Here is a 22,317-nt window from a genome sequence, read left to right on the forward strand (position 1 = left end):
GGATCCTCTACGGGCTGTTCAGCTCGGGCGGAGCACCCTGGCTGCGGGGGCGTTCACCGGTCATCCTGCCCCATACGATCATCCGGTAGGTGCTGGTGAACTCGGGGGTGCAGGTGGTCAGGGTGATGTACCGGCCCGGGGATGTGAAGCCCGATCCCACCGGTACCGGCCGGATCACCGAAACGTTCGCCGGCGGGGTCTGCGCCAGCTGCGAGGTCATCTCGTACGTGTAGTACGCGTCCCTCGTCTCGACCACGATCTTGTCCCCCGGCACCAGCCGGTTGATGTAGCGGAACGGCTCGCCGTGCGTGTTGCGGTGGCCCGCCAGCGCGAAGTTCCCTTGGCGGTCGGCCGGCATCCCGGTCTTGAACGGCTCCTCGGCGTAGTGGCCGACGAGCCCCTTGTCGAGCACCTTCGCCTTGTTCGTCCCCTCGGCGACGGGCACCTTCACGTCCAGCTTCGGGATGTACAGGATCGCGAAGCCCTGACCCGGCTCGAAGGCCGCCACCGGCGGGGCGTCGGCCGCGGCCGGACTCCGGTCCCAGTTCTGCAGCAGCGAACCGGCGGTGTCCTTGACGGTGCGGTCCGCGAGGAGGTTCGTGTACCAGAGCTGATAACCGACGAAGAGCAGCATCACCAGCCCCAGCGTGATGAACAGCTCCCCGGCGAGCCGGCTGAGCACCACGACCGGGCCGCCCGAGGCCGGCCGTTTGCGCCGCCGGCCCCGGCCCCGCGCACGCTTCGCGGCCTCCTGAGCTGCCCTGCGCCGCGCGGCCCGGCCCTCCGTGGACGCGGGCGGCGCGAACGTCGTCACGCGACGGCCTTGCCCACCACCGGGGCCAGCCCCACCGAGCGCTCCACGGCGCCCGCGTCACCGCAGCGCACCAGCCAGTTCGCGAGCATCCGGTGGCCCCACTCGGTCAGCACCGACTCGGGGTGGAACTGCACACCCTCCACGTCGTGCTCCCGGTGGCGCAGGCCCATGATGATCCCGTCCTCGGTCCGCGCCGTGACCTCCAGCGTGTCCGGGAGGGTCTGCGGCTCGGCGGCGAGGGAGTGGTAACGGGTCGCGGTGAACGGCGACGGCAGCCCTTCGAAGACGCCGAGGCCCTCGTGGACCACCGGCGAGGTCTTGCCGTGCAGCAGTTCCGGAGCCCGGCCCACGACGCCCCCGTAGGCGACGGCCATCGACTGCATGCCGAGGCAGACGCCGAAGACGGGTACGCCCGTGTCCGCGCAGTGGCGGACCATGTCCACGCAGATGCCGGCCTCTTCCGGGGTGCCCGGTCCCGGGGACAGCAGGACGCCGTCGAAGCCGTCCTGGGCGTGGGCGGGCTCGACCTCGTCGTTGCGCAGCACCTCGCACTCGGCACCGAGCTGGTAGAGGTACTGGACCAGGTTGAAGACAAAGCTGTCGTAGTTGTCGACAACCAGAATGCGCGCGCTCACGGAGTGGCTCCCGATCCTTCGTCCACCGTCACATCGTTGAACGGAAGCAGCGGCTCGGCCCACGGGAAGACGTACTGGAACAGCACGAACACCACCGCGAGCACCAGTACGAGGGAGATCACCACGCGTACCCACGCGTTACCCGGCAAATGCCGCCAGATCCAGCCGTACATGCCGCCTGTGTCCTTTTCGTCCACGATCGTTCAACGCACCGCGGGGGCGGTACGTCCACAGCCTAAAGCCACCCGGCCGGCGCGGAGGGTCACCTTGCCAAACCCTCCGGCCCGCCCTCCGCGACGGTCCGCGTCCGGGTCAGCTCGGCCCAGACCACGAGCCGGTGGCTGTGGCCCCATTCCGGGTCGCAGGTGGTCAGTGTGAGGTAGCTGCCGGAAGAGGTGAAGGGGGAGCGCACCGGCACCGGGTCGACCACGCCGACCTCGGTGGGCAGCGTGCGCAGCGGTTCGGCGCGGACCGTGTACGTGTACCAGGTGGTCGCGTCCTTGAGGATGACGGCGTCCCCGGGCCGCAGCTCCGGAACGTCCTTGAAGGGGTCGCCGTACGTGCGGCGGTGGCCGGCGACCGCGAAGTTCCCGGTGCCTCCGGGCCGGGCCGTGCCCGGGTAGTGGCCGAGGCCCTTCTTCAGCAGCTCGGTGCCGGTGCCCTCCAGGACCGGTTTGTTCCAGTCCGGCCCGAAGCGCGGGACGTACATCTCGGCGAAGGCCCGGCCGGGCGGGTAGTCGGCGGGCCGCGCGGGCGACGCGGGGACCGCCGGTCCCCCGGGGGCCGCCCCTGCCTCCGGGGCCGCGGGGGCGGGCGGCGGCCGGGCGGCCGCGGGCGCCGCCGCCCAGCGGTCGCGCATGCGGGCCATCTCGCCGTCCATGGCCAGGTCGGCCTTGACCCCGGTCCACAGCAGCACGTAGGCCACGAAGAGCAGGATCAGCGACCCGGCGGTCAGGGACACCTCGCTGAACGTCCGTACCAGCAGGCGCAGTACGACGTCACGGGGTGGCGGGCTCCAGCGGCTTCGCATAGTGGAGGTCCACTGTGCCGGAGTAGCCGGGCAGTGTCAGCGCCTTGTGCTCGTCCACTTTCCAGCCGAGCCCGTAGGCGTTGACGTACAGCTGGTAGTTCTGCAGCGCCGGCGAGGCCGCGAGGGCCCTCTTCAGCGCGGCCGGGTCACCGACGGCCGTCACCTTGTACGGGGGCGAGTAGACCCGGCCCTGGAGGATCAGGGTGTTGCCCACGCAGCGCACGGCGCTGGTGGAGATCAGCCGCTGGTCCATGACCTGGATGCCCTGGGCGCCGCCCTGCCAGAGGGCGTTCACGACGGCCTGGAGGTCCTGCTGGTGGATCACCAGGTCGTTGGGCTGGGGCTCGGGCACGTTGGGGATGCGGGCGGTGGCGTTCGGCGGTGCGTCGTTCAGGGTGACGCCCACGGCCCTGCCGGTGAGCTCCTCGGTGCCGGAGGCGGCGCGCAGGGCGGCCAGTTTGGCGTCCTCGGCCTTGGTGCTGCCGTCGTCGCGCTCGGCGAGGGCGTCCACCTGTCCGCGGACCGTTCCGGTGGCCTTTTCGAGTTCCAGGTTGTTCTGGCTGCGCTCGTGGATCAGGTCGGACAGCTTCAGGAGCGAGGCGTCCGTCCGGATGTTCGTACCCTTGGAGGTGTTGAAGCTGGTGACGAAGATCAAGCCGGCCAGGGCGAAAACGGCGGCGGTCAGCAGCCGTACCGGTCTGGCACGGCGACGGGGACCCGCGGAGGAGTCGTCGGAATTGCTCAACGTACCCTTCTCCTTCAACGCCACAGGTCCACTACGCTAACGGACGCCCGGGGCAGGCAACGTCCCCAGCCCATCGACAGGAGAGCCCCTCGTGCCGAAGTCACGTATCCGCAAGAAGGACGACTACACCCCGCCGCCCACGCGGACGCCACAGGCGATCAAGCTGACGAACCGCAACTGGGTCGCCCCGGTCATGCTGGCCTTCTTCGTCATCGGCCTGGTGTGGATCGTCATCTTTTACCTGTCCGACACCCAGCTCCCGATCGAAGCTCTGGGCAATTGGAACATTGTGGTCGGTTTTGGCTTCATCGCGGCAGGATTCGGCGTCTCCACGCAGTGGAAGTAGCCCCGCGATAGTCGCGTGGTACTACCGGCCGCGCAAGCTCTCCCCATGAGTTATCCACAGCGTCATCCACACCTGAGGAAAAGACAGAAGATCTGTGGATAACTCTGTGGAGAGTTGACGCCGGTGTGATCAAGTGAGTGCGGAGAGCTCCGCCGTCCGGACCGCGATCACGGCTGCCGCCAGCAGGAACACCGCCACGCAGGTTCCCCACTGGACGAACCCGCGCTTCCTCGCGCCGCTGCCGGTCGCGGGCCACAGCAGGCCCAGCGCGAGCAGCGCGCCGGTCACCAGACCGCCGATGTGGACCTGCCAGGACACGTTCAGACGGCCGCCGAACGGCACGAAGGTCAGGACCAGCATGAACACCACCACGGTGATCAGCGGGCGCATCTCGTACCGCCTCAGGCGGGCCAGCACCACGGTGGCGCCGAGCAGGCCGAAGACGGCCCCGGAGGCGCCGAGGGTCGCGACGTTCGGCGGGGTCAGCAGATAGACGAGGGCGCTGCCGCCCAGCGCCGACAACAGGTACACGGTGAGGTAGCGGGCCCGGCCGAGCGCCTGCTCCAGCGGGCCGCCGATGAACCACAGCCCGAGCATGTTGCCGGCGAGGTGCCACCAGTAGACGTGCGTGAACGCCGAGGTCAGCAGCCGGTGGTACTCGCCCGTGGAGACGCCCTCGACGGGACCGCCGAGCTGTTCGCGGTACCGGCCGAGGAGCTCGAGCTGGATCGCCAGCTCGGGGAAAGCCGCCGCCGCGAGGAAAACGGCGACGTTGATCCCGATGAGGATCTTGGTGACCCGGTGCGGATCGGCGGCGACCACGCCGCCCGCGATGGTGCGCGGGGCGCTGGCGGTGGCCCCGCGGCCCGTACCGGAGCCGCCCCGGACGCATGCGGGGCACTGGAAGCCGACGGAGGCGCTGATCATGCACTCGGGACAGATCGGCCGCTCACAGCGCGTGCAGCGGATCCCGGTGTCGCGGTCCGGATGGCGGTAGCAGCCCGGAAGACGGTCGGTGTCCATCGGTCCCCTCGGTCGGCGGCGAGCGGCGGGGCGGCGGATCCCGCCGCGCGCGCCCGTCCGGTACGTATCGAGTACGGACGGGCGGGTCGGAAAGGTTCCCGGACGGCGCCGACGGGGACGGGACGGCGACGGGCCGGACTGGGCTGGGCGGGACCGGGCTGGGCTGGGCGGGACCGGGCTGGGCTGGGCGGGACCGGGCTGGGCGGGGCGGGACCGGGCTGGGCTGGGCGACTCCCGCGGTCAGCGCCGCTCGATGGCCACGGACTGGAGGACCACGTCGTCGACGGGCCGCTCGGTGCGCGGGTTGGTAGGGCCGGCGGCGATCGCGTCCACGATCTTCTGGCTGGCCTTGTCGGTGACCTCGCCGAAGATGGTGTGCTTGCGCGTCAGCCACGCGGTCGGGGCGACGGTGATGAAGAACTGCGAGCCGTTGGTCCCCGGGCCGGCGTTGGCCATGGCCAGCAGGTAGGGCTTGGTGAAGGTCAGGTCGGGGTGGAACTCGTCGGCGAACTGGTAGCCGGGACCGCCGGTGCCGTTACCGAGCGGGTCACCGCCCTGGACCATGAAACCGCTGATGACGCGGTGGAAGACGGTGCCGTCGTAGAGCGGGTCCGTGGTCTTCTGCCCGTCCGAGGGACGCGTCCATTCGCGGGCGCCCGTGGCGAGCTCCACGAAGTTGCGCACGGTCTTGGGGGCGAAGTTCTCCAGCAGCTCGACCTCGATGTCGCCGTGGCTGGTCTTCAGGGTGGCGTAGAGCTTCTCGGCCACGGATCCGCCTTCCTTAGTCATCACTGTCGGTTTCAGATCCTCCCACGGAGGAAAGCGCCGGGTAGAAATCGTCCACCCATATGCCATGTCACGCATGCCGGACGGCGGGATGAGAGGCATGATCCGACAAAGGGTGGAAAGGTGAGAACCGTGTCCGCCACCGAAGAGGAGGATCCCGTGACCCGCAAGGAAAGCGTGCGCCTGGCAGCGACGAGTGCCAGGGATACCGCGCGGCACGCAGCGGAAGTGGTGGCGCCGTACGCGGAATCCGCCAGGCACGCCGCGGTGCATTACGCCCACGAAGCGAATGAACGGCTCGCCCCGAAGGTTTCGTACGCGGCGAACGAGGCCGCCAAACAAGCCCGCGTCACCTACGACAGCCACCTGCATCCGCGGATCAAGTCGGCGCGCGCCCACGTGCCGCCGCATGTGGACCGGGCCGCGACGAATGCCGTACGGCAGACCAAGCTGGCCGCCCGGCACGCGGCGGACTACACGCAGCCCCGCTTGGAGAGCGCGTTCGCGGCTGCCCAGCCGGTGGCCGAGGAGGCCGCTTCCCGGTCGGCGGCCGCGCTGGCGGCGCTGCGCGGCCAGGTGACGGCCAAGGACGTGCAGAAGCTCGTACGGCGCAATGAGCGGCGGTGCCGGACGGGCCGGCTGCTCAAGGGCGCCGCGCTGATCGGCCTCCTGGCCGGCGGCGCCTTCGCGGCGTGGAAGTGGTGGGACCAGCAGTCGAACCCGGACTGGCTCGTCGAGCCGCCGGCGGCCACCGAAGTGCCGGCGCGGGACGAGGCGGCCCCGGCGACCTTCGACGACGAGCTGGCGGCGAAGGAGCACGAGGCGCAGACCGGACTCGCGGCGGAACCGGGGGTCTCCACCCTGGAGGCGGAGGCCCAGGCCGCGCAGGAGCGCATCGACGCGGAAGACGCCAAGCGCAAGCACCGCTGAGGGCACGGAAGACGGAACGAGAAGACGGAAAAGAGGGGCCGGGATCCTTTTCGGATCCGGGCCCCTCTTCGCTTTGTCCGGGTCAGCTGGGGAGCGTGAGCTTCATGCCCGGGTGGATCATGTCGGGGTTGGACCCGACGACGCCCTTGTTCATGGCGTAGAGCTCGCGCCAGCGGCCCTCGTTGCCCAGCTCCCGGCGGGCGATCGCGGAGAGCGAGTCACCGGGGCGGACGGTGTAGGTGCGCTGCGCCTTGGGCGCGGGCTTCATCGGGGCCGCGGGCACCGCCTTGTGTGCGGCGGAGGCCGGCGTGGGGGTGTGCGAAGCGGGGCGGGCGGCGGGCGGCGGGGCGGGGGCCGCCGTGGGCGTGCGGGGCGCCGAGGCCGCCATGCGCTCGGCGGCCGCCTTGGTGGCCGCCGCCGAGTCGGTGTACTTGGTCCCGGTCTTGTCGGGCATCGCGGCCGGCGGCCGCGGACCGGCCGCGGCCTGCTGCTGCACCTGCTCCGTCGCCTTCTCGCCCTCGTGTTCCTTCTTCTTGTCCTTGTCGGACTTCAGGAAATCGAAGAGTCCCATGTGTGTACGCCTCCGGCGTGGTGTTGCCCCCTGGGCTGAGTGCCCTTCCCCACTCTCGGCCAGAAGGCGTCGGGCGGCCGTGTGACTGAGCCGTCAGGGCGACACCGGCCGGCTACTGCCGAGCGCGCCGGGCGGGCCGCGGACCCTCCGACGGGGTCTCCAGATCGCCCTGGGTCAGCAGCTTCAGACCGCGCAGCAGAGCCGCGCGGTCCGCGTCCCCGAGGGAGGCGAGGGCGTCGGCGTGCACCCGGTCGACGATGCGGCTGCTCCGCTCGGCGAGGGCCGCGCCCCGCTCGGTGACGAAGATGACGCGGGCCCGGCGGTCCTTGGTGGAGGGGCGCCGCTCCGCGAGTCCGGCCTGCTCCAGGGCGTCGACGGTGACGACCATCGTCGTTTTGTCCATGTCCCCGATCTCGGCGAGCTGGATCTGGGTGCGCTCCTCCTCCAGCGCGTGCACGAGGACGCAGTGCATGCGGGCCGTGAGTCCCACCTCGGCGAGGGCGGCCGCCATGCGGGTGCGCAGGACATGGCTGGTGTGGTCCAGGAGGAAGGAGAGATCCGGCTCGGTCTGGGCGGGTGCCATGGCAGTCATACCGCCCAGCCTAGCAATTCGATCCGAAAGAAATCGTCTGCAACGAAACTATCTGCTACGGTCATACCAGTCGCCCTCGCTCCGCCCAGAACGGGCTGCCGCCCAGGACGGGCCGCCGATGACGGGCCGCCGATCACAGACTGGAGAGCCAGATGCCTGCCGCTTCCGCTCCCGCCCTTCCTTCCTCAGCCGCCGACCGTGCCGTCGACCGCGGCATCGACCCCGCCCCGGCCGTCGCCGCGCCGGCCGCCCCGCGCGGGCTGCGTTCCCGCTGGACCGCCCTCGGGGTGCTGTCCACCGGCGTGCTGATGACGGTCCTGGACGGCAGCATCGTCACCGTCGCGATGCCCGCCATCCAGAACGACCTGGGCTTCACCCCCGCCGGACTCAGCTGGGTCGTCAACGCCTACCTCATCGCTTTCGGCAGCCTGCTGCTGCTCGCGGGCCGGCTCGGCGACCTGATCGGCCGCAAGCGGATGTTCCTCGCCGGGACCGGCGTCTTCACCGGGGCCTCGCTGCTCGCCGGTTTCGCCGGCTCCCCCGAGGTGCTGATAGCCGCGCGCTTCCTGCAGGGCCTCGGCAGTGCCATGGCCGCGGCCGTCAGCCTCGGCATCCTGGTCACCCTGTTCACCGAGGCCCGCGAGCGGGCCAAGGCCATCGCCGTCTTCTCCTTCACCGGCGCGGCCGGGGCCTCCCTGGGGCAGGTGCTCGGCGGGGTCCTGACCGACGCCCTCGACTGGCACTGGATCTTCTTCATCAACCTGCCCATCGGGCTCGCCGCCCTGGCGCTGGCCCTGCCCGCCCTCCCCTCGGACGGGGCACAGGCCGGGCCCGAGCGGCGGGCCGGTGCCGACGTCCTCGGCGCGGCCCTCGTCACCGCCGGTCTGATGCTGGGCATCTACACCGTCGTCGAGGTGGAGCAGTACGGCTGGCTCTCCGCGCACACCCTGGGTCTCGGGACGCTCTCACTGGCCCTGCTCGCCGGCTTCACGCTCCGCCAGGCCAAGGCCCGGACCCCGCTGGTGCCGCTGCGGATCTTCCGCTCCCGGACCGTGGTCGGCGCCAACCTGGTCCAGATGCTGATGGTGGCCGCCCTGTTCTCCTTCCAGGTCCTGGTCGCCCTCTACCTCCAGAACGTGCTCGGCTACGGAGCCGCCGAGACCGGGCTCGCCATGCTCCCGGCGGCCCTGGTCATCGGCGCGGTCTCGCTCGGCGCCTCCGCCCCGCTGAACGCCCGCTTCGGCGAGCGCAACGTGCTGCTGACCGGCCTCGTCCTGCTGGTGGCGGCCCTGGGCCTGCTGACCCGGCTCCCGGTCCGGGCCGACTACGTCACCGACCTGCTGCCCGTGATGCTGCTGGCCGCCGGCTTCGGCCTGGCCCTGCCGGCCCTCACCGCCCTGGGCATGTCCGGCGCCGACGAGCGGGACGCGGGCCTCACCTCGGGCCTGTTCAACACCACCCAGCAGATCGGCATGGCCCTCGGCGTCGCCGTCCTGTCCACCCTGGCCGCCTCCCGTACGGAGGCCCGGCTCGGTGCCGGCCACAGCCGCGCCGAGGCCCTGACCTCCGGCTACCACCTGGCCTTCGGGATCGGCTCCGGCCTCCTGATCACGGCCCTCGTGGTGACGGCGGTAGCGCTGCGGAGCACCCCGCGCCCGTAGCTCCGGTCTTCACCGGCCACTGTCTGGCGATGTTTCACGTGAAACATCGACCGCCGACCGCCGACCGCCGACCGCCGACTGCCGGACACGCCGGTGGGCCGCTCCGCACCTTCGGAGCGGCCCACCGGCGCATGCGTCCGAAGGCCTACTTCACGAAGAGCCCGTTGAGCGTCGAGTAGTCCAGCGATCCGCCGAGGGACCCGTAGGTGCCCTGCCCCAACAGCTCGACGGCAGCCGCACGGGCCGCGGCGTACGCGGACTGAGCCACGCCGGTGCCGACGCTGACCCTGCGCACCCCCGCCCCCGCGAGCTCCGCCACCGACGGACCCCCCGGGCCCGCCATGGCGTTGACCGGCAGCGCCCCCTTGGCGATCTCGCCCAGGGCCTCCAGGTCCAGTAGCCCGGGCACGAAGATCCCGTCGGCGCCGGCGGCCGCGTACGCCTCGACGCGCGCGAGCACGTCGGCCAGCCGGCCGGACTCCTCGCCGATGCCGAACAGGAACACGTCGGTGCGGGCGTTGATCACCAGCTCCGGCAGCCCGGCGGCGGCCGCCGCCCCGCGGGCGGCGCGGATCCGCCCGGCCTGCTCCGCAGGGGTGTACAGCGTGCCGTCGGAGGCCTTGGAGTCCTCCAGGTTGATGCCGACGGCGCCCACCGCGACGACCTCGCGCACGGTGGCCGCGACGTCCTCGTAGCCGCCCTCCACGTCCACGGAGACCGGCACGTCCACGGCGGCCACGATCCGGGCGGCGGCTTCCAGCATCTCCGCACGCGTCGCGTGCTGGCCGTCCCCGCGCCCGATCGACCAGGCCACCCCACCGCTGGTCGTGGCGATGGCCGGCGCACCGGCCGCCACGATCACCGCCGCGCTGCCCGCGTCCCAGGCGTTGGGCAGCACGAGCAACGATTCGCCCAACTTCCGCAGCCGCAGCGCCCTCTCGGTGGTCTTGGCATCCACAGTCATCCGGAACTCCTCAGCCTTGCCCTGCCGAATGATCGTCATATCGGCCTGTCCGGTACGGACTTTAGCCAGCATGTGACGCACCTGGCCGTCAATAACCGGCCATGTCAGCGGCGTTGGCCGGGCTGACCTCAGGTGATGCCGGAAGCCGACAGCAGCCGGCAGGCCGTGCCCGCCCGGATCTCCCGCACCGTGCCGGCCCGTTCCTTCACGTTCCCTGACGTTCCCTTACAGAGACTCACAGAGGCTTGAACAAGCCTGTATCGCAAGGCATTGAAGCGGATTCGGCCAGCGGAAATAATTCGTTGTACTCGCGCACGCGGATTTCCGTGCGCCCAGAGGCGAGCGTGCGATGAGTCATCGCCTGGAAGAACCCGAGAGGCGAAGCTTGTGTCCGCACGACCGGTGTTCGCCGAAGACGTCCTCGGATAGGCCTGGGCCAGACGTACGACCGCCCCTATTTGGAGGATCTCATTCATGAACCATATCCCGCGCTCCCTTCCCCTTTCCGGACTGAGCGAGATGCCCAACGAGTCCCGGATGATCGCGACCCCGTGGAGCCGGATGCTGCGCGGCATCGGCCTCGGCCAGTACCCCATCGACTACGACCCGACCGTCGCCGGCCACATCCGCGACACCTTCGACCACTTGGCCACGAAGGTGTCGCCGTCCGACGGCTACACCCGGTTCTCCCGCGAAATGGCGGACTTCACGCTGAAGGTCGTCGAACCCGGCCGTGACCGCGCCTGGCTGGAGCCGGCTGTGGGGCCGCTGCTCGAAGCCGTCCGGTCCGTATCCAACCCGTACTACCGGGCCACGGCCGGAAGCATCCTCATGGACGCCTTCGCCAAGCTCGGCCTCGAGCTGTCGCTGCTGGTCAACGACGAGCTGGACTTTCCGGCAGAGGTCCTCGGCATGATCGACGAGATCACGCCGGACGGGATCCAGGACGAGAACCAGGGGCGGCACGGAGAGTACGAGCGGGTCTCCGCCTGCTGCACGGTCTTCCTCGCCCTGGGTCAACTGGGTCTGCGGGACCGCCTGGTCACCGCCGAGCGCAACCACATCGTCGAGGCGCTGAACCTGCTGGACGGCTTCCCCAGCCCCTACTTCTGCGGGCGAGTGGGCGGAATGCTGATGTCCGTGACCGCGCTGCTCGGCTACACCGAGTACATCTTCGACGGCGACCGCGACTACATGGCGGAGGTCCTCGAATACCTGACGCGGGCCGACGAGGTGGGAAACTGGCCCTTCTTCCACAACCACCTGACGACTCCCTGGAAGAAGGTCTATCCGCTGCTGACGATGCTCAACGCCGTCGCCATGTGCGGCCGTGCGGAGTATCTGACCCGTCCGATCGACGCCCTGGCCGAGGCCAAGGACCTGATGAGCCAGATCCCTTGGGAAATCCGGGTCCACATGTCGCAGTACTACGTGATCGCCCTGCACAACCTGGGGCGCCTGGCGGACCAGATACCCGACCTGGACGCCTTCCTGCGGGACGTCGTGGCCGTCCTGGACATCGTCGACCCGGGAGAGAACTACTCCCCGCGAGGAAACGCCTATCCCTACATCATCGAGCTCTCGATGATGACCGGGCGGACGGTTCTGATTCCGGACGCGGCGCTGGAGCGCATGGTCGATTCGTTCCCCGATCTGGACCACACCGCCACCGACCGGGAGAACCGCGCGTTCCCGGTCAGCTACGTGCTCAACGTCCTCGGAGAGATCGGCGCCTCAGAGCTGATCTTCACTCCCCGGGACCGCTACGAGGGCAGCTCGGCCATCTCCTGGGTCATCGACAACCTGTCGGAAGGCGCCAAGGAAGAAGGTGATCGCATCTCGATGATCGACCACTCCCTCGTCAGCTACGCCCTGCGCATGCGGGGCGCCGACGCCGGAGAGACCGAGCTGTTCCAGACCTTCGCGTTCCCCTTCTCGAAGTGAACCCACCGCGCCACCGGGAGTGGTGACGGACGACGAAGACCGGCAGGGCGCTACTGAGTAGCGGCCCTGCCGGTCTTCGTCGTCCTGATCCGCCTGATCCGCCTCCGCCTGATCCGTCTCATTCCGTCTGATCCGCCGCGGCGGGGCACCGCCGTACCCGCGATACGACCGCGCCGCCCCCTCGTACACGCGGGGGCGTGTAGGAGGAGGCGGCGCGGTCGGGGTGGAGCGGCGGTCGGGCCGCCACCCGGGCAGGGGGCCCGGTCGTTACTTCGCGGGCGACCGGTCGCTGCGCAGGAACACGGCGCTGGTGATGACGCCGAGGAGCACGATGACGGCGTTCACCGCGATCGCGACCTTCAGACCGCCGAGGATGGCAGTGGCTCCGGTGCCGGCCATGGCAGCGGTGACGACGGCGCTCATGATCGGCGTACCCATCGTGATGCCGACCTGCTGGGTCATGGTGGCGAGGCCGGTGGCCAGGCCCTGCTCGTGGTTGGCGAGCCCCGAGGTGGCGGTGACCATGAAGCCCACGATCGCGAGCATGTTGCCGATGCCGCCGAGGAAGCTGGCGATCAGCATCAGCCACATCCACGAGCGGTCGTCACCGAGGCCGACCAGGGCCGCGGTGAACACCATCTGCATGATGCCGCCCACGATCAGCGTCTGCTTGGTGCCGATCTTTCCGATGACCTTCGAGGCCGTGGTACCGCCCAGGACCGTACCCAGGCCGAGGAAGCCGAAGGACAGGCCGGCGATGAGCGGCGAGTAGCCGAGCACTTCCTGGAGGTAGAGCGTCAGCGGGAACACCAGGGAAGTGAAGGTGAGGAACGCGAGCAGACCAGCGAAGTTGCCCCAGGCCACCGACCGCTTGCCGAGCACGGAGACCGGCACCAGCGGCGAGGACACCTTGCGCTCGACGGCGTAGAACACGATCAGCAGCACCACGCCCGCGGCCAGCGACACCAGGGCGCCCGCGGAGCCCCAGCCCTTCTCGCCCGCCTGGGTGAGCCCGTAGATGATGGCCAGCAGGCCGAGCGTGACGGTGATCGCGCCGGGCAGGTCCAGCTTGGGACGCACGTCGGGGCGGGATTCCTTGATGACCTTCGGAGCGATGATCACCACGGCGAGGGCGACGGGCACGTTGATGAAGAACGCCCAGCGCCACGACAGCAGGTCGGTCAGCACGCCGCCGAGGATGGCGCCGGTGACGAATCCGCTGGACATCAGCGCACCGTTGAGGCCGAGCGCCTTCTGGCGCAGCGGGCCCTCCGGGAACGAGGTCGTCATCAGCGACAGCGCGGCAGGGGTCACCGCGGCGGTGGCCAGACCCTGGAGGACGCGCGCTGTGATCAGCATCTCCGGGTTCTGCGCCAGTCCGCCCATGAGCGAGGCGGCGCCCAGGACCACGAGGCCGCCGAGGAACAGCCGACGACGGCCGAACAGGTCGGCGACGCGGCCGAAGAGCAGGGTGAAGCCCGCCGCGCACAGCGCGAACGAGGTGGCGATCCACTGCAGGTTGCCCATCGAGAAGCCCAGGCCCTTGCCGATCACCGGCAGTGCCACGTTCAGGATGGCGAAGTCCACGGCCAGCATGAACTGCGTTGCGAGCAGCAGTACCAGCACCAGCTTGAGCCGGGGGGTGAGCACGGCCGGTGCCTCGCCGACGGCAGCGCCGGCTACGGCGCCGGCCGCCTCCGTTTCAGTGACAGACATGACGTCGAGTCCTTTTCCTCATGGTTCTTGACACGCGGCGCGCTCGGTCACGTCACGCGCTGTTGTGGAAAAGAATCGTCGGCGGCCGGATGTCCAGCCAGAACCCTGCCGTGCACAGCCAACGCGAGGGTAGTCATCGCAGGACTACCCTTACGGCTACCGGCCTTCGGGACCGGAGGGCATCATGGGAACCCAGTGGCCACAGCCCTGTCGCGACCCACTGAGCCGCACGAGGGTAGTCATCACGGGACCACCCTTCGATACGGGCCTTCGGGGCCGGAGGGCATCGCGGGGCGACAGTGGCCACGGCCTGTCGCACTCCACCGACCTGGAGGAACGAATGGACACCTCGTCCGAGCTGGGAGACTTCCTCAAGTCGCGCCGCGCCGCGCTGCGCCCGGAGGAAGTCGGCATCACCCCGCATCCGACCCGGCGCCGTGTCACCGGGCTGCGCCGCGAGGAACTGGCGATGCTGGCCAACGTCAGCATCACCCACTACACCCGCCTCGAACAGGGCCGCGCCAACAGTGCCTCCGACGGCCTGCTGGAGGCGATCGCGCGCACCCTTCGCCTGACCGACGACGAGACGGTCCACCTGAAGGAACTCGCCCGCCCCGCGGCCGCGACGCCCCGCCCCGCGGCGCCCCGGGTGGCGCACGCCAGCGCCTCGGCCCGGCAGCTGCTGACGGCCATGACCGACGTGCCGGCCCTCGTCATGGACCGGCGCAACGACGTGCTCGCATGGAACCAACTGGGCCACGCCCTGCTCGCCGGACACCTGGCACCCGAGAGCCCCGACACCCCCTCGGCCCGCCCCAACCTGACGAAGATGCTGTTCCTCGACGAGCAGTACCGGAGCTTGTACGCGAACTGGGACGACCAGGCACAACTCGCCGTCGCTTCCCTGCGCCAGGTCGCCGGCCGCCACCCCGACGACCGCTCGCTCGCCGAGCTCGTCGGTCAACTCACCATGAACTCAGATGAGTTCGCCTCCCGGTGGGCCAGGCACCCGGTGCGCACCTGCACCTCCGGAGTGAAGGACCTGCGTCACCCGCTGGTCGGCGCGATGGAGCTCAGCTTCGAAAACCTCATCCTCCCCGGCACCTCGGGCCAGCGCCTGATCGCCTATACGGCCGAGCCCGGCTCGCCGTCGGAGGCCGCACTGCGCCTCCTGGGCAGCGCGACCGCTCCGGTGGCGCAGGACAACACAGCGGCACGGCGCCGCGTCACGTCCCCGTCGGCGCGCTGACGGCCCGGACACACGAATGCGCCCGTGGACCACGCGAAGTGCGTGGTCCACGGGCGCCGTGTTGCTTCCGGGCCCGTGAACCGGCGGTGACTGCGGCTGCTGCGCCCGAGTGCGAGCAGGTGACCCGATGTCAGCGGGCCGCGGGCGCGGCGGCCGCCGCGGTGAGCGTGACGGACTTCTGGACCGCCTCCAGCGCCGCCGCCCTGTCCTCGTCGCTCAGGTGGGCCGGACCGTAGGTGATCACGGGCTCCAGGACCTCGTAGCCGACGAACTCCAGCATCCCGCGGTGGATGTGGAACAGGAAGTGGTCCAGCGAGCCGAAGGCGCCGTCGGGCTGGAACGTCTCGCTGGAGCCGCCGGTCGTGAACAGCAGCACCGCACGCTTGCCGGCGAGCGCGGCGGTGTCGAAGAACCCGTGCTCCCCGCCGAAGAGGCCGCCCATCACGAAGACCCGGTCGATCCACCCCTTGAGGATGGCCGGCAGCGAGAACCACCACATGGGGAACGACAGCACGAGGAGATCGGCGGCGAGCAGCCGCTCGAGGTGGTCCTTGACGGCGTCGTCGAGCGTGCCGTCCTTGACCGCGCGCATCTGCTCGGCCTGCGGCTTGAACGGGCCGTCCAGCGGAGCGAACTCCTCGCGGGCGAGGACCGGTGCCCAGGCCTCGGCGTAGAGGTCCAGGACGTCGACCTTGTAGCCGGCGTCACGGAGGGCCTGAGCGGCGGTCGCCATCTGGGCGGCGTTGAACGAGTGGGGCTCGGGATGGGCGTGGACGATCAGGGCGGTGGGAGCGGCATCAAGGGTCGACATACGGAGATCATATCGATGTACCCCGATACGTCAATGCACCGGCGTCCGCACCAGGCGACTTGGACCACAGCGGTGCACCATGGGCCACTCGACGGGCAACCGCATCAATTACGCTGGCACCAGCCGTCCGACCGCGTCCGCGATCCGGGATCAAGGCCCCTGACCGCCCTCTTCGAGGCGCCTGGAGGAAGCCGTGACCGCCGAACTCCCCGACTGGATGATCCCGCCCAGGCCGAGCGGGTGGGAAGCCGACGACCTCGACCACCTCCCCCAGGCACCGCGGCACACCGAACTCATCGACGGAGCCCTGATCTTCATGATGTCGCCGCAGCGGTCCTGGCACTCCCGGCTCGTGGAGAACCTGACCTTCGCGCTGCGGTATGCCGCCCCCGCCGGCTTCGAGACCGAGCGGGAAATGACCATCCGGCTCGACAAGAAGAGCCGCCCCGAGCCGGACATCCTGGTCACGACCGCCGCGTATGATCCCGACCGGACCTGGTACGCGCCCGAAGACGTTGCCCTGGTCGTTGAGGTCGTCTCGGAGGAATCAGCGGACCGCGACAGGTCCCTGAAGCCCTTCAAGTACGCACAGGCCAAGATCCCCCACTTCTGGCGCGTCGAAGACGAGGCCGGCGTCCCCGCCGTCCACACCTACGAACTCGACGGCATGACCGGCACGTATGTTGCCACCGGCATCCACCGAGGCCGACTGAAGGTCTCCGTCCCGTTCCTTGTCGACATCGACCTCGACAGCCTCGTGCCCTGACCACCTGCCGGCCCTGACGTGCTTCACCATGGCACCGGGCTGAACGAACGGGTGACGCTCCGGTTCCCAGCGGAGATGGCACGGCGGCCCCAAGGCCGCGCGTTACGCCTCCGCCACGGCCTCCAGCGGGCTCAGGGCGGCGGCCCGGCGGGCCGGGACGGCGGCGGCCAGCGCACCGATCGCCAGGGAGAGCAGGCACACCAGGAGCAGCGTCCCCCAGGGCAGCGCCAGGGAGTACTGCGCCATCGCGCCGTTGGCCAGCGAGCCGACCGCCCAGGCGCCGAACAGGCCGCCCGCCAGGCCGAGGAGCGTGCCGAACGCGGCGACGGTCACCGCCTCCAGGCGGATCATCCGCCGGATGCCGGAGCGGTCCATGCCGATGGCCCGCAGGGCGCCGATCTCCCGGGTGCGTTCGGCGACCGACATGGCCAGGGTGTTCATGATGCCGAGCGCGGCGATGACGATGCCGATGGCGAGCATCCCGTACATCAGGGTCAGCAGGTCGCCCATGGTGCCCGCGGCCTCGTGGACGAACTGCTCCCGGTCCTGCACCTTCAGCAGCGGGCTGTTGCCCACGGCGGTGCGCAGCCGGTCCTCGGTGGTCTTCGAGACCGCGCCCCCGTCGGTGCGTACGAGGATGCGCTGGACGGAGCCGGGCGCATAGCTGTTCTTCGCTACCTCGGTACGGGCGCCCAGCGCGTCCTGGGCGATGGGGTTGTCCTGGTAGACGCCCACGACGGTGTACTTCTCGAACTGTCGGCTCTGGCCCATCCGGATGTTGAGCTCGCCGCCCGCCGTCACCCCGTTGTCCCGGGCGACGGTGCTGGAGACGGCGATCCGGCCCGGCCCGAGATCCTTGACGGAGCCGCTGACGAAGTCGAGCTTCATGACGTCGTTCACGGTGCGGGGGTCGACGCCGGAGATGTTCTGGACACGGCCGCCGATGACCCCGGTCACGTCCGTGACGGCGCTCGCGCCCCGCACTCCGGAGGTGTCGGCCACCCGCCGTACGGCGACGGGGTCGATACCGGTCATGGTGGAGCGGGTGCCGATCACGTAGTCGGCGCCGAGGCCGGTCGCGGCCTGGCGGTCCAGGGCCCGCGCGGTGGAGTTTCCGATGACGGCGAGGCCGGCGACCAGCGCGGTGCTGATCAGCAGGGTGGCGGCGGTGGCCGCGGTGCGCCGCGGGTCGCGCAGCGCGTTCTCTCGGGCGAGACGGCCGGTGATCCCGAAGCGGCCGGTGAGCCGTCCGGTCAGCCGGATCACGGGGGTGGCGAGCAGCGGTGCGAGGACGATCAAGGCGACGACGACGAGGGCGCAGCCGAACATCGCTGTCTGGAGGTTCTTCTCCGAGGCGTCCTTCGCCCCCGTGAGCGAGATCAGCAGACCGGCGCCGAAGACGAGGAGGGCAAGGCCGACCACGCCGCGCAGCCGGGACCGGGTGGCGCAGGACGGCGGTCCGGCCGTGCGCATCGCCTCGACGGGCGCGACCTTCGCCGCCCTGCGGGACGGCAGCCACGCGGCGAGCACGGTGACGCCCACGCCCACGCCGAGCGTCGCCACGACCGAGCGCGGGCCGATCACCAGAGGGCCTTGAGGCAGCGTGTTCCCCTCGGTGCTCAGGATGTCGGGCAGCACCGCGGCGAGGCCGAGGCCGAGCAGGAAGCCGACCGCTGACGCGAGGAGGCCGACCAGGAGGGCCTCCAGGAGCACGGAGCGGGACACCTGGCGGCGCGAGGCGCCGATCGCCCGCAGCAGCGCGATCTCACGGGTGCGCCGCGACACGAGCATGGTGAAGGTGTTGATGATGAGGAAGGAGCCGATGAACAGCGAGACCCCGGCGAAGACCAGCGGCAGCTTCTCGTAGCCGCGGGTCAGGGTGTCGACGTAGCCGGCCTGCTGGGCGGCCTGGGCGGCGCCGGTGGTGGCTTCGGCCTGGTCGGCCGGGAGCATGTCGGTGACCCGGTCGGCGAGTTCGGACGGGGCGGTGCCGGGCTTGGCGGACAGGTCGATGCCGGTGTAGTGGCCCGGGGAGGCGAACATCTTCTGGGCGGTCGCCTTGTCGAACAGGGCGAAGGTGCCGCCGGCGGTCACCCGAGTGTCCTTGGTGGTGACCGTGCCGACGAGCCGCTTCTCCATGACCGGCCCGTCGGTGGCGAGCGTGACCGTGTCGCCGATGTGGAGGTGGCCTGCGGCGGCGGTACCGCTGTCCACGGCGATTTCGTCGCTGTTGCGCGGGGCGCGGCCCTCGACCAGGGGGTAGCGGCTGTCCTTGCCGTCCGTGCCGGGTACGTAGGCGGCGGCCGGGTTCGCCCCCGGCTTGACGCGCAGGGGGGTGCCGTCCGCCGCGTTCAGGGCGGCCGAACCGTCGACCGACGGGCGCACGGCGGCGACACCGGGCAGGTCGGCGAGTTTCCGCGCGAGCGCGTCGTCGAGCACGCTGCCCCGCTGGTCTGCGGGGGCCCCGGACGGGGACTCCTTGTCGGTCACGGTGACCGCGATGTCGGCGAAGTTCTTCGAGGCGGCGGCGCGGTGGGCCGCGGCGGTGGAGTCCGCGAAGACAAGGGTGCCACTGACGAACGCGACACCCAGGCAGACGGCGAGGACAGTCATGATCTGACGGGCCTTGTGCGCCAGGAGGTTGCGCAGGGCTGTTTTCAGCATGGGGGCTTCCGGAGACGTGGGCTCGGTGGATGCGAGCGGTGGGCTGGGTCGGTCCTGGGGCGAGGTCGGCTCAGCGGGTGTGTGAGCGGGCGTCGAAGTTCTTCATCAGGTCCAGGACCCGGTCCGGGGTGGGGTGTGCCATCTCGTCGACGAGTCGGCCGTCGGAGAGGAAGACCACGCGGTCGGCGTAGCCGGCGGCGACCGGGTCGTGGGTGACCATGACCACGGTCTGGCCCAGCTCGCGCACCGAGTCGCGCAGGAAGCCGAGGACCTCGGCCCCGGCGCGGGAGTCGAGGTTTCCGGTGGGCTCGTCGCCGAAGACGATCGCGGGGCGGGAGGCCAGGGCGCGGGCGATCGCGACGCGCTGCTGCTGCCCGCCGGACAGCTGCGCGGGCCGGTGGTCGAGGCGCTGGGAGAGTCCGACCATGGAGATCACGCGGTCCAGCCACTGCTGGTCGGGGCGGCGTCCGGCGAGGTCCAGGGGCAGCGTGATGTTCTCCAGGGCCGTCAGCGTCGGCAGCAGGTTGAACGCCTGGAAGATGAAGCCGATCCGGTCGCGGCGCAGCTGGGTGAGCTGCCGGTCGCCCAGCCCGCTGAGTTCGGTGGTGCCGATGCGGACGGAGCCGGAGCTGGGCGAGTCGAGCCCGGCGGCGCAGTGCATCAGGGTCGACTTGCCACAGCCGGAGGGGCCCATGATCGCGGTGAACTCGCCCTCCCGGAAGTCGATGCTGACCCGGTCCAGCGCGACGACCTGGGTGTCGCCGCTGCCGTAGGCCTTCGTCAGATCGGTGGTGGCGGCCGCGACTCCTGGGGTGATGTACGGCGCGTGCGGGGCAAGGGGGTGGGCGCGGTGGGCGGTCACGGGGGCTCCTCTTCGAGTACGGGAAGGCGCACTTCGAAGGGTGTCCGGGGAACGTATCGGGGGTCTGGGCCGCCGTATATCGGCGCCCGCGCCACTTCGTAGCGGTTCTGTATGGCCTTGTCCGTATGGCCTTGTCTGTATGGCCTTGTCTGTATGGCCTCGTCTTTATGGCCGGCATGGATGGCCGCATGAACGGCCTGTACGGCCGCCCGCCGGATGGTCAGACCGGCAGGCGCAGGGTGGCGACGGCGCCGCCGTCCGGGGCGTTGTCCAGGTGCAGTTCGGCGCCGAGCAGCCGGGCCTGGCCCAGGGCGATGGTCATCCCCAGGCCGTGGCCCGAGCCACGCTCCTTCGCACCGGTGTGGAAGCGGCGCGGACCGTGGAGCAGCAGGTCCTCCGGGAAGCCGGGGCCGTGGTCGCGTACGACGACCGTGCGGCCCTCGACGGTGACCTGCACCGGTGCTGCTCCGTGCCGGTGGGCGTTGACGACGAGGTTGCCGACGATCCGCTCCAGACGGCGCGGGTCGGTCTCCACGGTCCGCGCGCCCAAGGCGGCCCCGGCGACGGTGACCTCGGTGTCGAATCCGGTGCGCGCCACGGCCTCGGAGACGACGGCGCCGAGTGGCACAAGGGCGCGGACCGGTTGTTCGGCACCGGCGTCGAGCCGGGAGACTTCCAGGAGGTCCTCGACCAGGCCGCGCAGATCGCGCACCCGGGACCGCAGCAGATCCTCCGTCTCACCGGGCGGCAGCAGGTCGGCGGCGGCCAGCAGACCGCCGACGGGGGTGCGCAGTTCGTGGGCCACGTCCGCGGTGAACCGGCGCTCGGTGCGCAGCTGTCGGCCGAGGCTGTCGGCCATGAGGTCGACGGTGGCGGCGATGTCGGCCACCTCGTCGCGGCCCCTGGTGGGCCCGGTCCGTGCGTCGAGGTCCCCGGCGGAGATCCGGCGCGCGGTCTCGGAGACCCGCCGCAGCCTGCGGGCGAGCAGCCCGGCCCCGTAGGCGGTCAGGGGCGCGGCCGCGGCGAGCACGGCCAGTGAGGAAACCGCCATGGTCGCGTCGAGCCGGCGCAGGGTGTGGAACTCCGAGCTCATGTTGATGTAGAGGGCGAGTACCGGGCTGTCCGGGCCGCCGGTCCGCTGGGCGCCCCAGAAACCCGGCCCGCTATTGCCCTCGACGCGCCCGTCGTACGCCGTGTGCCGGTCGCCATCGGCGGGGTGACGCAGTGCGGCGGGCAGGTCGGCCGGATCGAGCTCGGCGCCGTCGGACAGCGTTCCGGTACGCCGGTGGACGTCCATGGCCGAGTAGAGGCTGTTGAACGCTCGCGCTTCGGCCCGGTCGCGGATGTCGTCCGCGGTCCACACGTGCACCAGCACGCCCACCGCCGCCACGACCAGGCATGCCGTGGCCGCGGCCAGCGCGGCGATCTTCCAGCGCAGGGACGAAAGGTCCGGCCGCGGCCGGCGGAGCGGACGCACCGGCTCTCAGCGCCTGAGCTTGTAGCCGAAGCCGCGGACCGTCTCGATCCGGTCCCGCCCCAGCTTTCTGCGCAGCCGCTGCACACACAGGTCCACGACCCGGCTGTCGCCGTCCCAGCCGTAGTCCCACACGTCGCGCAGCAGGGTGTGCCGCTCCAGTACGACGCCCGGGTGGGCGGCGAACTCCAGGAGCAGCTTCAGTTCGGTCGGGGTCAGCGCCACCGGGCTCCCGGAGACGGACACCTCCAGACCACCGGTGTCGATGGTGAGGTCGCCGAAGACGAGCAGTTCCCCCTCGGACGGCGCCGACCCCTCGCCCGCGCCGCGCTCGCCCCCTGCGGCAGGCGCGTACGTCGCCCGCCGCAGCAACGACCGGATACGTGCCAGCAGCACGTACGTATCCACGGGCTTGACCACGTAGTCATCCGCTCCGGCCTCGAGACCGGCGACGACATCGAGCCCGTCACCACGGGCGGACATCATCAGGACGGGCACCAAACTGCTCTCCCGCACCCGGCGGCACAGCCCGATCCCGTCCAACCCGGGCAGCATCACGTCCAGGACCAACAGGTCGAAGCTCTCGTCGCGGAAGAGCTCGAGCCCCGAGAGCCCGTCGGCGGCGGCCTTCACCTCATAGCCGTACCGCTCGAGGGCGACGGCGAAGGACCGGCGCATCAGATCGTCGTCCTCCACCAGCAACACGCGGACAGGTCGCGAAGAGGCCCCGGCCG

22 protein-coding genes are annotated in these 22,317 nt (G+C 70.7%); 6 read left to right on the top strand and 16 right to left on the bottom strand.

Translation table 11 applies throughout. The features are described 5' to 3' along the window. Positions 1 to 7: 7 nt before the first annotated feature. The 5 genes from J7E97_RS00170 to J7E97_RS00190 all read right to left on the bottom strand — a co-directional run bounded on the left by J7E97_RS00170 (position 8) and on the right by J7E97_RS00190 (position 3,224). Positions 8 to 814, bottom strand: a complete 807-nt coding sequence (locus J7E97_RS00170) for a class E sortase (protein WP_215021194.1) — start codon at positions 812 to 814, stop codon at positions 8 to 10. Then, positions 811 to 1,449, bottom strand: coding sequence for an aminodeoxychorismate/anthranilate synthase component II (locus tag J7E97_RS00175; protein WP_215021195.1), 639 nt, complete (start codon positions 1,447 to 1,449; stop codon positions 811 to 813). The genes J7E97_RS00170 and J7E97_RS00175 overlap by 4 nt, the downstream gene beginning before the upstream one ends. Beyond that, complete coding sequence (locus J7E97_RS00180; RefSeq protein WP_215021282.1) at positions 1,446 to 1,646, bottom strand: hypothetical protein; 201 nt, start codon at positions 1,644 to 1,646, stop codon at positions 1,446 to 1,448. Before J7E97_RS00180 ends, J7E97_RS00175 begins: the two co-directional genes overlap by 4 nt. Positions 1,647 to 1,711: 65 nt before the next feature. Continuing rightward, the gene (locus J7E97_RS00185) at positions 1,712 to 2,479 is read right to left on the bottom strand and encodes a class E sortase (protein ID WP_215021196.1); all 768 of its coding nucleotides are present in this window, start codon (positions 2,477 to 2,479) and stop codon (positions 1,712 to 1,714) included. Then, positions 2,448 to 3,224: a DUF881 domain-containing protein gene (locus tag J7E97_RS00190; RefSeq protein ID WP_215021197.1), complete on the bottom strand. Its 777-nt coding sequence runs from the start codon at positions 3,222 to 3,224 to the stop codon at positions 2,448 to 2,450. Before J7E97_RS00190 ends, J7E97_RS00185 begins: the two co-directional genes overlap by 32 nt. Positions 3,225 to 3,315: 91 nt before the next feature. Between J7E97_RS00190 and crgA the strand changes: the two genes are divergently transcribed. After that, entirely contained in the window at positions 3,316 to 3,570 is a 255-nt protein-coding gene (gene crgA, locus J7E97_RS00195; protein ID WP_215021198.1) for a cell division protein CrgA, read from the top strand. Positions 3,571 to 3,699: 129 nt separating this feature from the next. Here the strand turns inward: crgA and J7E97_RS00200 are convergent, their stop codons facing one another. Further along, complete coding sequence (locus J7E97_RS00200) at positions 3,700 to 4,593, bottom strand: rhomboid family intramembrane serine protease (protein ID WP_215021199.1); 894 nt, start codon at positions 4,591 to 4,593, stop codon at positions 3,700 to 3,702. Between the two features lie 240 nt (positions 4,594 to 4,833). Then, the gene (locus tag J7E97_RS00205) at positions 4,834 to 5,361 is read right to left on the bottom strand and encodes a peptidylprolyl isomerase (protein ID WP_215021200.1); all 528 of its coding nucleotides are present in this window, start codon (positions 5,359 to 5,361) and stop codon (positions 4,834 to 4,836) included. Positions 5,362 to 5,511: 150 nt separating this feature from the next. Between J7E97_RS00205 and J7E97_RS00210 the strand changes: the two genes are divergently transcribed. Next, positions 5,512 to 6,309 (top strand): DUF5324 family protein, encoded by a 798-nt coding sequence (locus tag J7E97_RS00210; protein ID WP_308346111.1) that lies wholly within the window; start codon positions 5,512 to 5,514, stop codon positions 6,307 to 6,309. Between the two features lie 82 nt (positions 6,310 to 6,391). On the opposite strand, the gene J7E97_RS00215 is transcribed toward J7E97_RS00210, so the two are convergent. Together J7E97_RS00215 and J7E97_RS00220 are read right to left on the bottom strand one after the other, a co-directional pair. Then, positions 6,392 to 6,880, bottom strand: a complete 489-nt coding sequence (locus J7E97_RS00215; protein ID WP_251053491.1) for a LysM peptidoglycan-binding domain-containing protein — start codon at positions 6,878 to 6,880, stop codon at positions 6,392 to 6,394. Positions 6,881 to 6,992: 112 nt separating this feature from the next. Next, positions 6,993 to 7,472 (bottom strand): MarR family winged helix-turn-helix transcriptional regulator, encoded by a 480-nt coding sequence (locus J7E97_RS00220; protein ID WP_215021201.1) that lies wholly within the window; start codon positions 7,470 to 7,472, stop codon positions 6,993 to 6,995. A gap of 152 nt (positions 7,473 to 7,624) precedes the next feature. Here J7E97_RS00220 and J7E97_RS00225 point away from each other — a divergent pair, with 152 nt between their 5' ends. After that, positions 7,625 to 9,133, top strand: a complete 1,509-nt coding sequence (locus J7E97_RS00225) for an MFS transporter (protein WP_215021202.1) — start codon at positions 7,625 to 7,627, stop codon at positions 9,131 to 9,133. A gap of 145 nt (positions 9,134 to 9,278) precedes the next feature. Here the strand turns inward: J7E97_RS00225 and J7E97_RS00230 are convergent, their stop codons facing one another. Continuing rightward, positions 9,279 to 10,097 carry an isocitrate lyase/phosphoenolpyruvate mutase family protein gene (locus J7E97_RS00230; protein WP_215021203.1) on the bottom strand — a complete coding sequence of 273 codons (819 nt, stop codon included), beginning with the start codon at positions 10,095 to 10,097 and terminating at the stop codon, positions 9,279 to 9,281. 474 nt (positions 10,098 to 10,571) lie between these two features. Between J7E97_RS00230 and J7E97_RS00235 the strand changes: the two genes are divergently transcribed. After that, positions 10,572 to 12,041 (top strand): hypothetical protein, encoded by a 1,470-nt coding sequence (locus tag J7E97_RS00235; RefSeq protein ID WP_215021204.1) that lies wholly within the window; start codon positions 10,572 to 10,574, stop codon positions 12,039 to 12,041. A 267-nt stretch (positions 12,042 to 12,308) separates the two neighbouring features. On the opposite strand, the gene J7E97_RS00240 is transcribed toward J7E97_RS00235, so the two are convergent. Beyond that, complete coding sequence (locus tag J7E97_RS00240; protein ID WP_215021205.1) at positions 12,309 to 13,757, bottom strand: MFS transporter; 1,449 nt, start codon at positions 13,755 to 13,757, stop codon at positions 12,309 to 12,311. A gap of 340 nt (positions 13,758 to 14,097) precedes the next feature. Here J7E97_RS00240 and J7E97_RS00245 point away from each other — a divergent pair, with 340 nt between their 5' ends. Continuing rightward, positions 14,098 to 15,006, top strand: coding sequence for a helix-turn-helix transcriptional regulator (locus J7E97_RS00245; RefSeq protein ID WP_215021206.1), 909 nt, complete (start codon positions 14,098 to 14,100; stop codon positions 15,004 to 15,006). Positions 15,007 to 15,136: 130 nt separating this feature from the next. Here the strand turns inward: J7E97_RS00245 and J7E97_RS00250 are convergent, their stop codons facing one another. Continuing rightward, on the bottom strand, positions 15,137 to 15,817 hold the full coding sequence (locus J7E97_RS00250) for an NAD(P)H-dependent oxidoreductase (RefSeq protein WP_215021207.1): 681 nt from the start codon (positions 15,815 to 15,817) through the stop codon (positions 15,137 to 15,139). Positions 15,818 to 16,034: 217 nt separating this feature from the next. Here J7E97_RS00250 and J7E97_RS00255 point away from each other — a divergent pair, with 217 nt between their 5' ends. Beyond that, positions 16,035 to 16,583 carry a Uma2 family endonuclease gene (locus J7E97_RS00255; RefSeq protein WP_251053514.1) on the top strand — a complete coding sequence of 183 codons (549 nt, stop codon included), beginning with the start codon at positions 16,035 to 16,037 and terminating at the stop codon, positions 16,581 to 16,583. Between the two features lie 102 nt (positions 16,584 to 16,685). Here the strand turns inward: J7E97_RS00255 and J7E97_RS00260 are convergent, their stop codons facing one another. The 4 genes from J7E97_RS00260 to cseB all read right to left on the bottom strand — a co-directional run bounded on the left by J7E97_RS00260 (position 16,686) and on the right by cseB (position 22,288). Continuing rightward, complete coding sequence (locus J7E97_RS00260) at positions 16,686 to 19,247, bottom strand: ABC transporter permease (protein ID WP_215021209.1); 2,562 nt, start codon at positions 19,245 to 19,247, stop codon at positions 16,686 to 16,688. A 70-nt stretch (positions 19,248 to 19,317) separates the two neighbouring features. After that, positions 19,318 to 20,109, bottom strand: a complete 792-nt coding sequence (locus J7E97_RS00265; RefSeq protein WP_374224088.1) for an ABC transporter ATP-binding protein — start codon at positions 20,107 to 20,109, stop codon at positions 19,318 to 19,320. Between the two features lie 220 nt (positions 20,110 to 20,329). Beyond that, positions 20,330 to 21,586 (bottom strand): HAMP domain-containing sensor histidine kinase, encoded by a 1,257-nt coding sequence (locus J7E97_RS00270; protein WP_215021210.1) that lies wholly within the window; start codon positions 21,584 to 21,586, stop codon positions 20,330 to 20,332. Positions 21,587 to 21,592: 6 nt separating this feature from the next. After that, complete coding sequence (gene cseB / locus J7E97_RS00275; protein WP_215021211.1) at positions 21,593 to 22,288, bottom strand: two-component system response regulator CseB; 696 nt, start codon at positions 22,286 to 22,288, stop codon at positions 21,593 to 21,595. Positions 22,289 to 22,317: the final 29 nt, after the last annotated feature.

Source organism: Streptomyces sp. ISL-66, from assembly GCF_018614135.1.
Classification (GTDB): Bacteria; Actinomycetota; Actinomycetes; order Streptomycetales; family Streptomycetaceae; genus Streptomyces.

Coding starts and splice junctions, on each gene's coding strand:
- J7E97_RS00220 (WP_215021201.1), bottom strand. CDS start 7,472: ATGACTGCCATGGCACCCGCCCAGACCGAGCCGGATCTCTCCTTCCTC.
- J7E97_RS00260 (WP_215021209.1), bottom strand. CDS start 19,247: ATGCTGAAAACAGCCCTGCGCAACCTCCTGGCGCACAAGGCCCGTCAG.
- J7E97_RS00200 (WP_215021199.1), bottom strand. CDS start 4,593: ATGGACACCGACCGTCTTCCGGGCTGCTACCGCCATCCGGACCGCGAC.
- J7E97_RS00215 (WP_251053491.1), bottom strand. CDS start 6,880: ATGGGACTCTTCGATTTCCTGAAGTCCGACAAGGACAAGAAGAAGGAA.
- J7E97_RS00245 (WP_215021206.1), top strand. CDS start 14,098: ATGGACACCTCGTCCGAGCTGGGAGACTTCCTCAAGTCGCGCCGCGCC.
- J7E97_RS00255 (WP_251053514.1), top strand. CDS start 16,035: ATGATCCCGCCCAGGCCGAGCGGGTGGGAAGCCGACGACCTCGACCAC.
- J7E97_RS00225 (WP_215021202.1), top strand. CDS start 7,625: ATGCCTGCCGCTTCCGCTCCCGCCCTTCCTTCCTCAGCCGCCGACCGT.
- J7E97_RS00250 (WP_215021207.1), bottom strand. CDS start 15,817: ATGTCGACCCTTGATGCCGCTCCCACCGCCCTGATCGTCCACGCCCAT.
- J7E97_RS00185 (WP_215021196.1), bottom strand. CDS start 2,479: ATGCGAAGCCGCTGGAGCCCGCCACCCCGTGACGTCGTACTGCGCCTG.
- J7E97_RS00230 (WP_215021203.1), bottom strand. CDS start 10,097: ATGACTGTGGATGCCAAGACCACCGAGAGGGCGCTGCGGCTGCGGAAG.
- J7E97_RS00240 (WP_215021205.1), bottom strand. CDS start 13,757: ATGTCTGTCACTGAAACGGAGGCGGCCGGCGCCGTAGCCGGCGCTGCC.
- J7E97_RS00235 (WP_215021204.1), top strand. CDS start 10,572: ATGAACCATATCCCGCGCTCCCTTCCCCTTTCCGGACTGAGCGAGATG.